Below are 13884 nucleotides of genomic sequence, written 5' to 3'. Positions count from 1 at the left end.
CGCAAGGGAGCGGCGCAAATGGAACATGGACTTGAAACGGCCACGCTGGGCGGCGGGTGCTTCTGGTGCCTGGAGGCGGTCTACCAGCAGGTCGATGGCGTGGTGGCGGTGGAGTCCGGTTATACCGGCGGGCATGTGGACCACCCGACTTACCAGCAGGTTTGCGACGGTGATACCGGGCACGTCGAGGTGGTGCGTGTCACCTTCGATCCGTCGGTGATCAACTTTCGCCAGATCCTGGAGATCTTCTTCGCCATCCACGACCCGACCACGCCGGACCGGCAGGGCAACGATGTGGGGCCGCAGTACCGCTCGGCGATCTTTACGCATTCGGAGGCGCAGCGGGCCACGGCGGAATACGTGATGCGGGAGCTGGCTGCCGCCAAGGTCTTCGATGCGCCGATCGTTACGCAGGTCGAGCCGGAGCAGCCGTACTGGCGCGCCGAGGCTAGTCACCAGAACTACTATCAGGACCATCCGAGCCAGGGGTACTGTGCCTTTGTAATCTCGCCGAAACTGGCCAAGTTTCGAAAGCAGTTTGGGGGGAAGTTGAGGAAGTAGGGGCTGGGCGCCTGGGTCGGCGCCAGAAACCGACCCTAATTTCCCTGCGCAAACATCGCGCCGACAATCGCTCCCATCTCATGCCGCCGCGCCGCCGGCATCCGCGACGCAGTCGACATGATGCTGATGGCCGCCTCGGCGCCCATTTCCAGGGGCAGTGCAATGCCCACGCCTGCCACCCCCTCCGCGCCGGCAAGCGCATAGCCCAGCTTGCGGGCGCGCTCTACGCCGCGCAACAGCCTGAGCAGGCTCAGGCCGCCGGCTGCGTACTCGGCGCGGTGCCGCTCGTAATGCGCACGCACCGCCTCGTTGTCCATTGTCGCCAGCAACGCCATGCTGCCGGTGCCCTGGCCCAGCAGGCGGGAGGTGCCGGTCAGCAAGTGGAAGGTCTTGATGCGGTGGCTGCCTTCCTCGGTATGCAGGCAGTGCCCGTGGTCGCCGATGCGCACGGTCAGGAACACCGCGTCGCCCGTGAGCCGGGCCAGCGCCTTCATCTTGCTCACCAGCGCGCTGCTGGGCGGCGGCCGGTTCATCGCGCGCAGGCCCAGCGCCATGGCGGCAGTGCCCAGGTGATAACGCTTGCCCCCCGACTCGCGCTCGATATACCCCACGGATTCCAGGAAGCGCGCCATCCGGTGCGCGGTGGTGCGGTCGATCTCCGCTATCGCGGCGAGTTCCGGCAGGGTCAGTCCCGCCTCGTGATGCTCGGCGAGCAGCCGGAGCAGGGCGAAGGCACGGGACAGGCTCTGCACGCCGCCGGGCGAGGGGGTCTTGGTTGGCATGGGAAGGTGCGTCGGGGGGCGCTTTGGGGGTGGCGGATGCCGCGTCCCGCGTCCTGGGTTTCTGGTCTGTGCACATTATGCACAGACTGAGCGATTGCGGTTGTCCCGGGCGGCGTGGTGGTTTGCAATCCATGCATCACGGAACCCCACGCAAGCGCCATGATTCCCATCGACTCACGCATCGACTCATCTTCCGACGCTTTCGCCAGCCAGCGCGCCGGCATGCAGGCCCTGATCGACCGCCTCCATGGCCTCGAACAGCGTGCCGTGGCCGCCTCGGAGCGCGCCCGGCCCACCTTTGCCAAACGCGGGGCGCTGCTGCCGCGCGAGCGCATCGGCCGCCTGCTGGACGCAGGCGCGCCGTTCCTGCCGATTGCCACGCTGGCCGGCTTCGGCATGGACGACCCCGACCCCGAGACCTCCATCCCCGGCGGTTCGCTGGTGGCCGGCATCGGTTTCGTCTGCGGCGTGCGCTGCATGGTGCTGGCCACGGATTCCGGCATCGACGCCGGTGCCATGACCGAGGCCGGCAACATGAAGCTGATGCGCTGCCAGGAAATCGCGCTGGAAAACCGGCTGCCATTCATCCACCTCGTGGAATCGGCCGGCGCCAACCTGCGCAAGTACCGCGTGGACAAGTTCGTGCGCGGCGGCGCGCTGTTCTACAACCTGGCTCGCCTGTCCGCGGCCGGGCTGCCGGTGATCACGGTCGTGCATGGCTCGTCCACGGCGGGCGGCGCCTACATGCCGGGGCTGTCCGACTACGTGGTGATGGTGCGCAATCGCGCGCGCGCCTTCCTGGCGGGCCCGCCGCTGCTGAAGGCCGCCACCGGCGAGATCGCCACGGATGAGGAACTGGGCGGCGCCGACCTGCATGCCACGGTCAGCGGCCTGGCCGAATACCTGGCCGAGGACGACGAGCACGCGCTTGCCACCGCGCGCGACATTGTCGCCAGCCTGGACTGGCCGACCGTCGCGGCAGGGCCCGCGCAGCCCGCGCGCCCGCCGCGGCTCGACCCGTCGGAGCTGGATGGCGTGATGACGCTCGACATGAAGCGCCCGGTGGACATGCGCGAGGTGATTGCGCGCATCGTCGACGACTCCGCCTGGCTGCCGTTCAAGCCCGACTATGGTCCCGGCACGGTGTGCGGCCACGCCCGCATCGAAGGCAATACGGTCGGCTTCATCACCAACAACGGTCCCATCGACCCGGCCGGCGCCACCAAGGCCGCGCAGTTTATCCAGCTATGCAACCAGTCGGACACGCCGATCGTGTTCCTGCAGAACACCACCGGCTTTATCGTCGGCCGTGCCTCGGAAGAGGCCGGCATGATCAAGCATGGCGCCAAGATGATCCAGGCGCTGTCGAACTCGACGGTGCCGCAGATCACGCTGTACTGCGGGGCCTCGTTCGGGGCGGGCAACTTCGGCATGTGCGGGCGGGGCTTCCGGCCGCGCTTCTGCTTCTCGTGGCCGAACGCGCGCACCGCCGTGATGGGCGGCGAGCAGGCCGCCATGACGCTTGAGATCGTGGCGCGCCAGCAGGCCGCGCGCAAGGGCGTGCCGGTCGATGAGGCGCAGCTTGCCAGCCAGACCGCCGATATCGTCGCCAACTTCGAGCGCCAGGCCAGCGCCTTCGTCACCAGCGGGCTGCTGCTGGACGACGGCGTGATCGACCCGCGCGATACGCGCGCCGTGCTGGCCTTCGTGCTGGCCACCGCGCGCGAGGCCAGCCTGCGCAAGCCGCATGCGATCCAGTTTGGCGTCGGGCGCTTCTAAGCGCCGGCGCCGTCCCGACACGTCCCAAACGAACAAGACACCAGGAGACCACCATGCTTTACACGGAAGACCACCGCAACATCATGGACAGCATCCGCCGCTTCGTCTCGGCGGAGATCGATCCCTTCGTCGATGAGTGGGAAGCGGCCGAGATTTTCCCGGCGCATGCACTGTTCAAGAAGATGGGCGACCTCGGCTTCCTCGGCATCACCAAGCCGGTCGAATACGGCGGCATGGGGCTCGACTTCTCCTATGCCGTTGCCGCTGCCGAGGCGCTGGGCTATGCCCGCGCACAGGGCGTGGGCATGGGCGTGGGGGTGCAGACCGACATGGCGACGCCGGCGCTGACCGCGTTCGGCTCGGACGAGCTCAAGCGCAACTACCTGGCCCCTGCCATCGCCGGCGACATGGTGTGCTCCATCGGCGTGTCCGAAGCCGGCGCCGGTTCCGACGTGGCCTCGCTCAAGACCCGCGCGGTGCGCGATGGCGACGACTATGTCATCTCCGGCTCCAAGATGTGGATCACCAACGGCACCCAGGCCGACTGGATCTGCCTGCTGTGCAATACCTCCGACGGTCCGGTCCACAAGAACAAGTCGCTGATCGTGGTGCCGCTCAGGGAAGACGGCAAGCGCGTGCGCGGCGTGGAAGTGCAGAAGATCAAGAAGTTCGGCATGTGGTGCTCCGACACCGCGCAGATCTTCTTCGACGAAGTGCGCGTGCCGGTGCGCAACCGCATCGGCGACGAGGGCATGGGCTTCATCTACCAGATGAAGCAGTTCCAGGAAGAGCGGCTGAACGGCGCGGCGCGCCGGCTGGCCTGCAACGCGCTGATCGAGGAGACCGCCGACTATCTGCGCCAGCGCATCGCCTTCGGCAAGCCGCTGCTGGACAACCAGTTCATCCAGTTCAAGCTGGCCGAGCTCAAGACCGAGATGGAGGCGCTGCGCGCGCTGGTCTACATGGCCACGCAGACCTATATCGATGGGGGCGATGTCATTGAACTGGCCTCGATGGCCAAGCTCAAGGCCGGGCGCCTGTCGCGCGAGGTGGCCGACTGGTGCATGCAGTTCCAGGGCGGCATGGGCTACACCTGGGACAACCACGCGTCGCGCGCCTATCGGGATTTCCGGCTGGGCTCGATCGGCGGCGGGGCGGACGAGGTGATGCTCCAGGTCATTGCCAAGCAGATGGGCCTGATGTCGCGCGGCTGACGCGATCCTGAACCAACCACCAGCCAGGATCGCCATGCCCGACAGCTCTTGCAACGATGCCGTGATCGTGCGCCGCGCCGGCGGGGTACTGTTCGCCACCCTCAACATTCCTGCCACCCGCAACGCATTGGCGCCCGAAGTGGTGGCCGCGCTGGCCGCCGCCGTGGCGCAGGCAGAAGCTGACCCGGAAGTCCGCGCGCTGGTGCTGCGCGGTGCCGGCGGCAGCTTCAGCGCAGGCGGCAACGTGGGCAGCTTCCAGGCCCGGCTCGATGCCGACGCCAGCCAGGAAGACCCGGTCGCCACGCGCAACCGCCAGTTCGGCTACTTCATGGAGCGCCTGAGCGTGCTGCCGGTACCGGTGATCGCCGCGGTTGAGGGCGCGGCCATGGGCGGCGGCATGGGCCTGGCCTGCGCGGCCGACATCGTGCTGGCTACGCGCGATGCGCGCTTTGCGTTGTCGGAGACCACGCTGGGCATTGTCGCCGCGCAGATCGCCCCCTTTGTGGTGCAGAGGCTGGGCGCTGCCGCCACGCGCCGCCTGGGCCTGACCGGCGAGCGCGTCAGCGGCGATGCAGCGGCAGACATCGGCCTGGTCGACCAGCTCGCGGCCGACAGCGCGGAGCTGGACGCCCTGATAGCCGAGTGGCTGACGCGCATCGGCCGTTGCGGCCCCAACGCCAACCGCGTGTTCAAGGCACTGGTCGGCCGCTGCGGCCACGAGCCGCTGGGCCCGCTGCTGGATCAGGCCTCGCGCCAGTTTGCGCAATGCATGCGGCGCGAGGGCGCCGAAGGCGTGGCGGCATTCCGCGACAAGCGCGATGCCGCCTGGACCGTTCGCTTCGATGCCGACACGGTGCGCGCCGCGCAGTCAACCGGCTGACCGCGCCGGCCGCATCTTCCAAGAGATTCACAGGATTTCCCATGTCTGCTACCCGCCGATCCTTCCATACGCTGCTCGTCGCCAATCGCGGCGAGATCGCGGTGCGCATCATGCGCACCGCCCGCCGCCTCGGGCTGGCCACCGTGGCCGTGTATTCCGAAGCGGACCGCCATAGCCCGCACCTTGCCTGCGCCGACCGCGCCGTGTGCATCGGCGCCGCCGCGCCGCGCGAGTCGTACCTGAATATTGCCGCCATCATCGAAGCGGCCCGCGCCAGCGGTGCCGATGCGGTGCACCCCGGCTATGGCTTCCTGGCCGAGAACGCCGCCTTTGCCGAGGCGGTCAGCGCCGCCGGCCTGGTCTTCGTCGGCCCGCCCGCCGCGGCGATCCGCGCCATGGGCAACAAGGCCGAAGCCAAGCGGCTGATGCTGGCTGCCGACATGCCGTGCGTGCCCGGCTACCAGGGGGCCGCGCAGGATGACGCCACGCTGCTGGCCGAGGCCGGGTCCATCGGCTTCCCCCTGATGGTCAAGGCCGCGGCGGGCGGCGGCGGGCGCGGCATGCGGCTGGTGCGCGACGCGGCGGCGCTGCCCGCGGCGCTGTCGAGCGCACGCTCCGAGGCGGCGGCTGCCTTCGGCTCCGACGAGCTGATCCTCGAGCGCGCCTTGATCGCGCCGCGCCACGTCGAGATCCAGGTCTTTGCCGACACCCACGGCAATGTCATCCATCTCGGCGAGCGCGACTGCTCCGTGCAGCGCCGCCACCAGAAAGTCATCGAGGAAGCGCCGTCGCCCGCGGTCGGCCCGGTGCTGCGCGCGCGCATGGGCGAGGCCGCCGTGCGCGCGGCCAAGGCCATCGGCTACGTCGGCGCCGGCACCATGGAGTTCCTGCTCGATGCCGAGGGCAGCTTCTACTTCATGGAGATGAACACGCGGCTGCAGGTCGAACACGCGGTGACCGAGGCCATCACCGGCTTCGACCTGGTCGAATGGCAATTGCGCGTGGCGGCAGGCGAGCCGCTGCCGGTCACGCAGGACCAGGTCCGGCTCAACGGCCATGCCATCGAAGTACGTCTCACCGCCGAGGACGTGCCTGCGGGTTTCCTGCCGCAGGGCGGGCCGCTGCTGCGCTGGCGCCCGCCTGCCGCCGGCCGCGACGTGCGTGTGGACCATGCGCTGGAGGAGGGCGGTGCCATCCCCACCCACTATGACTCGATGGTCGCCAAGCTGGTCGCGCATGGCGCCGACCGCGAAGAGGCGCGCCGCAAGCTGCTGCGCGCGGTGCAGGACTGCACGCTGCTGGGCGTGCCGACCAACCAGGGGTTCCTGGCCGCGTGCCTGGAGCACCCGGCATTCGCTGGCAATGACGTGCATACGGGCTTTGTCGACACCCATATGCAGGCGGCGCTGCAGGCCCAGGTACCTCCGGTGCATGTGACGGCAAGCGCCGCGCTGGCCGCGTCGGGGCTGCTGGGCGGCAACGGCAAGCCGGCCACGCTTGCGCGTGCGGCCTCCAGCGTGGTGCTGAATGCGGCCGGCAAGGCCTGGGAAGCGTTCCTGCGCGTGTCCGCCGATGGCTGGCGCGTCAGCCTGCGTCAGCGCGGTGAAGACCACCCGCCGGTGGAATGCAGGCTGCGCGTGCTGCGCGCCGATGCCGCCAACGGCACGGCCCTGGTCGAATGCGACGGGGTGGCCTATCCGCTGGTGTTCGCCGCCGAAAAGCACGCCCTGCACCTGTTCCAGTCCGGCCGCGCCTGGCACTTCCCGCTGCACGATCCGCGCCGCCGCCGCGATGCCGGCGACGCCGACGGCGTGCTGCAGGCGCCGCTGACGGCCCGCATCGTCGCGGTCAATGTGGCCGAGGGCGACCACGTGCAAGCAGGCCAAGTGCTGGTGGTGCTGGAGGCCATGAAGATGGAGCACGCCATCGTGGCGCCGTTTGCCGGCGTGGTGGCGGAACTGCCGGCGCGCGCCGGCGGGCAGGCCAGTGCCGGTTCCTTGCTGGCGCGGGTGGAGGCCGATGTGGCCGCAAAGGAAGAAGCATGAGCGGATCCGTGCAAGAAGAAGCGCGCGCCGGCAAGACTGTGCGCATCGGCGGCGCTTCCGGCTTCTGGGGCGATTCCGCCATCGCCACGCCGCAACTGCTGGCAGTGCCCGGCCTGCAATACCTGGTCTATGACTACCTGGCCGAGACCACCATGTCGATCCTGGCACGCGCCCGCGCCAAGGATCCGGCGCAGGGCTACGCCACCGACTTCGTGCACGCGGCGATGGGACCGAACCTTGGTGAAATCCTGCGGCGGGGCATCCGTGTCATTGCCAATGCCGGCGGCCTCAATCCGCACGGCTGCCGCGACGCGCTGCTGAAGGTGGCGCAGCAGCAGGGGCTGTCGCCGCGCATCGCGGTGGTCAGCGGCGACGACGTGCAGCCGCGCTTCGCGCAGTGGTGCGCCGAGGGGCTGACTGACCTTGCCGGCAATCCGGTGCCAACCACCGAGCCCTGGTCGGCCAACGCCTACACCGGCGCGCAAGGCATTGCCCGCGCGCTGGCGCTGGGCGCGGATATCGTCATCGCCGGGCGCTGCGTCGACAGCGCCGTCGTGGTGGGCGCGCTGGCCCACGAGTTCGGCTGGAACTGGACCGACTGGGACCGCCTGGCCGCCGGCACGCTGGCGGGCCACGTGATCGAGTGCGGCGCCCAGGCCACGGGCGGGCTGTTTACCGACTGGCAGCGCGTGCCTGGGTGGGAGCGCATGGGCTATCCCGTGATCGACTGCGCGCACGACGGCAGCTTCGTGCTGAGCAAGCCAGAGGGCACTGGGGGACTGATCGACCCGGCCGCGGTCGCGGAACAGGTGCTGTACGAGGTCGGTGATCCCGCCAACTACCTGATGCCGGACGTGACCTGCGACTTCCGCATGGTGCGCACCGAACTGGTCGAGCCCGGGCGCGTACGCGTGCATGGCGCGCGTGGCCGGGCACCCGGCACGCACTACAAGGGCAATGCCACCTGGCAGGACGGCTACCAGATCAGCCTGATGATGGCGATCCGCGGCATCGATGCCCCCGCCAAGGCGCGCCGCACCGCGGAGGCGCTTCTGGCGCGCACCCGTGCCATGCTGGCCGAACGACAGATGCCGGACTACACCGAGACCGTGGTCGAGCTGCTCGGCTGCGAATCGCAGTATGGCCCGCATGCGCGTGCGTTGCCGACGCGGGAGGTGGTGCTGCGCATCGGCGCGCGCCATCCGCTCGCCAGGGGGCTGAGCTTCCTGCAGCGCGAATGCTCTTCTGCGGGGACGTCCATGGCGGCGGGCACGCGCTCTTCCTTCGCGGGTCGGGTCGACATCCAGCCGGTGGTGAAGGTGTTCTCCTTCCTGGTGCCCAAGTCGGACGTGCCGATGCGCGTGGAGTTCGAGGCCGGCGAGATCCTGCTGCCCAACGCCGCAGTGAGCGCGGCGCAGGAGCCACCGGTCGCGCTCGACGCGCCGGCATCGCCTGCGCTTCCCCGCGAGCCGCGCGTCGAGCGGCCACTGGTCACGCTCGCCTATGCGCGCAGCGGCGACAAGGGCGATGACGAGAATATCGGCGTGATCGCCCGCAAGCCAGAGTACCTGGCACTGCTACGCGAGCAGCTCACCCCGCAAGCTGTGGGCGCGTACTTTGCCCACCTGGTGCAGGGCGAGGTCGAGCGCTTCGACGTGTCTGGCCTGCATGCGCTGAACTTCCTGATGCACGGCGCGTTGGGCGGTGGCGGCGTGGCGAGCCTGCGCTCGGACCCGCTGGGCAAGAGCTACGCGCAGATGCTGCTGGACTTTCCGCTTTCCGTACCCCGCAGCTGGGCATAGACCCGGCCAGAGACCTTGCGCGCCGGCACTGGCGCGCGCAACCAGGAGGAGACATGACCCGACCCAAGCCCGACACGCGCATCCGGCGCCAGCTATGCCTGGGCCTGTTCGCAGGACTGGCCGCAGGCAGCCTCGCCGGCCCCTTGCCCGCCATGGCGCAGGGCGACGCCTATCCCAACCGCCCGATCCGCGTGGTCGTGCCGTACACGCCAGGCGGTGTGTCGGACGCCGTGACGCGGCTGGTGATGCAGAAGCTGGCGGAACGCATCGGCCAGACGGTGGTGGTGGAGAACCGCCCCGGCGCCAACGGCATGATCGGCTCGGAGAACGTCGCCAGGTCCGCGCCGGACGGCTATTCGCTGCTGGTGGTGGTGGCCGGGCACGCCATCAATCCCAGCCTGTATCCGAAGATGAGCTATGACCCGCTCAAGGACCTCACCGGCGTCAGCATGATCGGGCGGATTCCGCTGCTGCTGGTCTCCAGCGCGCAGCTGCCGCCGACCACGGTGAAAGAGCTGGTGGGCTGGGGCAAGGCCAATCCCGCGAAGATGACCTTTGCCTCCAGCGGCAACGGCTCCGGCGCGCACCTGGCGGGCGAGCTGTTCGCGCAGTCGGTCGGCATGAAGATGACGCACGTGCCTTACAAGGGCATTGCGCCGGCGCTGCCTGATTTGTTCTCGGGGCAGGTTGCCATCATCTTCGATTCGGTGCAGACCATGATGCCGCAGGTGAAGGCGGGCAAGGTGCGCGCGCTGGCGATTTCCAGCCCGACGCGCTGGCCGGCCGCGCCGGAGGTTCCGACCATGGCAGAAGCCGGTTATCCGGGTGTCACGGCAGGCAGCTGGATCGGCCTGATCGCACCGGCGATGACGCCGCCGGCGGTGCAGGCAAAGCTGGCCCGGGAAATGGAAGCGGTCCTGCAGCAGCCCGACGTACGGGCAAGGCTGATCGACTATGGGATTGATCCGGTCGGAGGCAAGCCGGAGCAGTTCCAGGCGTTCATCAAGGCCGAAGCGGTGCGATGGGATGAAGTGGTGAAGAAGAGCGGACTGCGCCTGGAGTAAGAGGAAGGCGGTTGCGGACGGCACCTGGCGACACCGTCCGCGGCCTGCTACAGGCTCAGTTGCTTCGCTGCCAGGTCCTTCATGATTTCCTCGGCGCCGCCGCCGATCATCATCACCTTGACCTCGCGATACAGGCGCTCCACCCGGCTGCCGCGCATATAGCCCATCCCGCCCAGCAACTGCACCGCGCGGTCCGCGCAGAACTGGAAGGTGCGCGTGGCCATGTTCTTGGCCATCGCGATCTGCGCCACCGGCGCGGCGCCGTCGTCCAGGCGCGCGGCCAGGTCGTCCAGCAGGGCGCGCGTGGATTCGATGCGCGTGGCCATGTCCACCAGTTGGTGGCGTACCACCTGGTGGTCGGCCAGCCGCTTGCCGAAGGTGCGCCGTTCGCGCGCCCACGCCAGCGCGTCATGGAAGCAGACCTGCGCATAGCCGCAGGCGGCCGCGGCCAGCGCCAGCCGCTCGTGGTTGAAATTCTTCGTGATGGCGGCAAAGCCCTTGCCTTCCTCGCCGATCAGGTTCTCCACCGGCACGCGGCACCCGTCAAAGAACAGCTGCGCGGTGTCGGACGCCCACCAGCCCATCTTCTTCAGCGGCGTGCGCGTCAGGCCCGGCGTATCGCCCTCGATCAGCAGCAGCGACACGCCGCCGGAACCCGGGCCGCCGGTGCGCACGGCCACCGTGAAATAGTCCGCGCGCATGCCTGAGGTGATGTAGAGCTTGGTGCCGTTGACCACGTAGTGGCCGCCCTCGCGCCGCGCGCTGGTGGACAGCTGCGCCACATCGGAGCCGGCGTCGGGCTCGGTGATGGCGAGCGCGGAGATCTTCTCGCCGGCAAGGATCTGCGGCAGCACGCGCGCCTTCAGCGCCTCGCTGCCCACCGCGGCGATCGGTGGCGCGCCGATGGTGTGCGAGAACAGCCCCGAGGCGATTCCGCCCGAGCCGCCCCAGGCGCGCTCTTCGAACAGGATCATGCGATAGAAGGCATCGCATGGGGCGCCACCGTATGCTTCAGGAAAGCCCGGCTGCAGCAGGCCGGCTGCGGCGGCCTTCCGGTACAGCTCGCGCGGGAAGCTGCCGGCTTCGTCCCAGGCGTCGGCGTTGGGTGCCACCTCTTTATCGAAGAAGCGCCGCACGCTGGCGCGGAAGGCTTCGTGGTCGGCGCTGTAGTAGCGCGGATTTGGCGGTTGCAGGATCATGGTGTCGCTTATTCTGTGGCTGGCGTGAGGCACTGCGGCAGCGTGTAGAGCGGGAAGCCGTTGAAAGGCTCCGAGCGCTGGTGCTCGGGCTGAGGCCAGGTGTGCTTGGCGTTGGGCACGCCGCCGTCGACACGGATGGTCGAGCCGGTGATGAAGGCCGCCGCCGGCGAGAGCAGGAACACCACCGCCGCGGAGACTTCGGCTTCGGTGCCGAGGCGCTGCAGCGGCACCTTGCGCGCCAGCTGGCGGATCTTGGCCTGGAATTCCGGCGGGTAGGTGTCAAAGCCGCTGGAAGCGATCCAGCCTGGCGCCACCGCGTTCACGCGCACGCCTGCGGCGGCCCATTCGCAGGCGGCGGTCTCGGTGAAAGACAACATGCCGGCGCGTGCGGCGCCCGAATGGCCCATGCCCGGCATGCCATTCCACATATCGGCAATGATGTTGACGATGGCGCCGCCGTTGGCTTCCATCCATTGCGTGAAGCACTCGCGTGCCACCAGGAAGCCGCCGGTAAGATTGTTGCGCACCACGGCTTCCCAGCCCTTCAGGCTGATATCGCGCAGCGGCGACGGAAACTGCCCGCCGGCGTTGTTGAAGAGGCCGTTGATGGCGCCGTGCGCGGCCAGCACGGCGGCTACGGTCTCACGCACCTGGGCTTCGTCGCGGATGTCGCAGCTGTGCAGCGTGATGCGGCTGGCGGCTTCGGGCTCGACGGCGATGATCTCGGCCTTCACCTGTTCAAGCTTCTCCAGCTTGCGGCCGGCCAGCGCAACGCGCGCGCCAAGACTGGCCAGTTCGTGTGCCGTGCAACGGCCGATGCCGCTGCCGGCGCCGGTTACCAGCACCGTGCGGCCGACGAACAGGCCGCGATGGAATACGGAACGATAGGACATGATGGTCTCCGCGGTCATGGATTGGCCGTCAGGCCGAGGCGCTTCACCAGCTTGCCCTGGCTCTCGTAGCGCTGGCGCGCGAAGGCGGCGTAGTCGGCGCTGTTCAGGTAGGCGCTTTCCTGGTCGAACCGCTCCAGCACCTTCTGCATGGCGGGGTCGTTCAAGGCCTTGCGGAACGCATCGTGCAGCACCTGCACGGACTGCGGTTCCATGTTGCGCGGCCCGGCGATGCCGAACGGCGAGGTCGACACCAAGTCGATGCCGACATCGCGCAGCGTTGGCACGCGGGCCCAGCGCCGCGAGTGCTCGGCGGTCCACAGCACCAGCCAGCGTGCCTTGCTGCTGTCGACGTAGGGACCGATGCCGCCGGCGGTGACCGCCAGGTCGATATGGCCGCCGAGCATTGCGGTGATGATCTCGGACTCGCCCTTGTAGGGCACATGGTTGAGTTCGATGCCGAGCTTCCTGCTGATCTCTTCCATCGTCACATGCATGGTGCCGTTGGTGCCGGTGCTGCCATAGCTGATCTTGCCGGGACGGCGCCGGGCATCCTCGACCATGTCCTGCCAGGATTTCCATGGCGCGTCGGCGCGCGCCGCCACGCCCAGCGTGTAGCCGGTCAGGTGGATCACATAGGTGAAGTCCCGCAGCGGGTCGAACTGCGTCTTCTGCAGGTGCGGCAGCCGGAACACCGGTTCCGGGATCACGGTCAGGGTGTAGCCGTCTGGCCTGGCCCGCGCCACGGCATTGGCGCCCAGCACGCCCGCCGCGCCCGGGCGGTTTTCCACGACGACAGGCTGGCCCAGCGTCCTGGCCGCGCCATCGGCCAGCGTGCGCACCAGCGTATCGGTGGCGCCGCCCGCCGCGAAGGGGACGATCAGCGTGACCGGCTGGGTGGGGAAGCTGTCCGCCAGTGCCTTGCGCGATGCCAGGGAACCCAGCGGGGCCAGGGCGCCGATTGCCAGCAGCGTGAGCGTGTCGCGGCGCCGGCCGTCCACGATCCCGGGGTTGGTCATATCCCGCGTCATTGCGCACCTCCCTCGGGATTCGGAGGCTGCATCAGGACCAGCGCATCGAGGGCGACGGCACCGCGCCCGGCAGCGCGCACCAGCAGGGGATTCACTTCCATTTCGGCGAGGCTGTCGCCCAGCGACATGGCGGCGTCGGAGAGCGCGGCAATCGTGTCGGCCGCCGCGTCGATGTCGGCCGTGGGCTTGCCGCGGAAGCCGGTCATCAGCCGGTAGCCGCGCAGGCTGGCCAGCATGTCGCGCGCCATGGCGCGGTCCACCGGCAGCAGCCGGTGCGCGACGTCGTGGAAGATCTCGGTGAAGATCCCGCCCATGCCTACCGTCATGGCCAGGCCGAAGACCGGATCGCGCGTCACGCCGACGATCAGCTCGCACACGCCGCTCGCCATCTGCTGCACCAGCACGCCGCGCTGTCGTGCCTGCGGCAGGGCTTGCGAGGCGGCGGCAGCCACATCGGCCGCCGCCTCGCGCACCTGCTGCGCGTTGGCCAGTCCCAGCCGGACGCCGCCGACCTCGGTCTTGTGCACGATGTCCGGGCTCAGCACTTTCACTGCGACCGGGAAGCCGATGGCTGCGGCGGCGCGCGCGGCGTCCTCGGGTGTGGCCGCGGCCGCCTCCGCGCCGACCGGCACGCCGA

At 69.1% G+C, this 13884-nt stretch carries 12 protein-coding genes; 7 read left to right on the top strand and 5 right to left on the bottom strand.

Annotated features, from left to right (window positions below):
• Nucleotides 1-18 precede the first annotated feature (18 nt).
• A complete protein-coding gene (gene msrA, locus CF68_RS17450; protein WP_035821027.1) occupies nt 19-561 on the top strand; it encodes a peptide-methionine (S)-S-oxide reductase MsrA in 543 nt (180 codons plus the stop codon).
• A 35-nt stretch (nt 562-596) separates the two neighbouring features.
• On the opposite strand, the gene CF68_RS17445 is transcribed toward msrA, so the two are convergent.
• A complete protein-coding gene (locus CF68_RS17445) occupies nt 597-1343 on the bottom strand; it encodes an IclR family transcriptional regulator (RefSeq protein WP_035821025.1) in 747 nt (248 codons plus the stop codon).
• Between the two features lie 159 nt (nt 1344-1502).
• Between CF68_RS17445 and CF68_RS17440 the strand changes: the two genes are divergently transcribed.
• The 6 genes from CF68_RS17440 to CF68_RS17415 are packed head-to-tail and all read left to right on the top strand — an operon-like array spanning nt 1503 to nt 10127.
• Entirely contained in the window at nt 1503-3122 is a 1620-nt protein-coding gene (locus tag CF68_RS17440; protein WP_035821023.1) for an acyl-CoA carboxylase subunit beta, read from the top strand.
• 53 nt (nt 3123-3175) lie between these two features.
• Complete coding sequence (locus CF68_RS17435) at nt 3176-4336, top strand: acyl-CoA dehydrogenase family protein (protein WP_035821021.1); 1161 nt, start codon at nt 3176-3178, stop codon at nt 4334-4336.
• Nucleotides 4337-4370: 34 nt separating this feature from the next.
• Complete coding sequence (locus tag CF68_RS17430; protein ID WP_035821019.1) at nt 4371-5216, top strand: enoyl-CoA hydratase/isomerase family protein; 846 nt, start codon at nt 4371-4373, stop codon at nt 5214-5216.
• Between the two features lie 41 nt (nt 5217-5257).
• Entirely contained in the window at nt 5258-7261 is a 2004-nt protein-coding gene (locus CF68_RS17425) for an acetyl-CoA carboxylase biotin carboxylase subunit (RefSeq protein ID WP_035821017.1), read from the top strand.
• Nucleotides 7258-9063 carry an acyclic terpene utilization AtuA family protein gene (locus tag CF68_RS17420; RefSeq protein WP_051591568.1) on the top strand — a complete coding sequence of 602 codons (1806 nt, stop codon included), beginning with the start codon at nt 7258-7260 and terminating at the stop codon, nt 9061-9063. Before CF68_RS17425 ends, CF68_RS17420 begins: the two co-directional genes overlap by 4 nt.
• 53 nt (nt 9064-9116) lie before the next feature.
• Nucleotides 9117-10127 (top strand): tripartite tricarboxylate transporter substrate binding protein, encoded by a 1011-nt coding sequence (locus tag CF68_RS17415; RefSeq protein ID WP_035821016.1) that lies wholly within the window; start codon nt 9117-9119, stop codon nt 10125-10127.
• 47 nt (nt 10128-10174) lie between these two features.
• Here CF68_RS17415 and CF68_RS17410 read toward each other — a convergent pair whose 3' ends face one another.
• From CF68_RS17410 to CF68_RS17395, 4 genes are all read right to left on the bottom strand, one after another.
• A complete protein-coding gene (locus tag CF68_RS17410; RefSeq protein WP_035821014.1) occupies nt 10175-11326 on the bottom strand; it encodes an acyl-CoA dehydrogenase family protein in 1152 nt (383 codons plus the stop codon).
• 8 nt (nt 11327-11334) lie between these two features.
• On the bottom strand, nt 11335-12219 hold the full coding sequence (locus tag CF68_RS17405) for an SDR family oxidoreductase (protein WP_035821123.1): 885 nt from the start codon (nt 12217-12219) through the stop codon (nt 11335-11337).
• A 14-nt stretch (nt 12220-12233) separates the two neighbouring features.
• On the bottom strand, nt 12234-13235 hold the full coding sequence (locus CF68_RS17400) for a tripartite tricarboxylate transporter substrate binding protein (RefSeq protein WP_235205799.1): 1002 nt from the start codon (nt 13233-13235) through the stop codon (nt 12234-12236).
• An 8-nt stretch (nt 13236-13243) separates the two neighbouring features.
• A partial coding sequence (locus CF68_RS17395) for an acetate--CoA ligase family protein (RefSeq protein ID WP_035821011.1) occupies nt 13244-13884 on the bottom strand: 641 nt, incomplete at its 5' end.

The organism is Cupriavidus sp. SK-4 (assembly GCF_000611125.1).
Lineage (GTDB): Bacteria > Pseudomonadota > Gammaproteobacteria > Burkholderiales > Burkholderiaceae > Cupriavidus > Cupriavidus necator.
The sequence above is the reverse complement of the archived record's forward strand: the minus strand, read 5'-3'. Positions and strand labels throughout refer to the sequence as shown.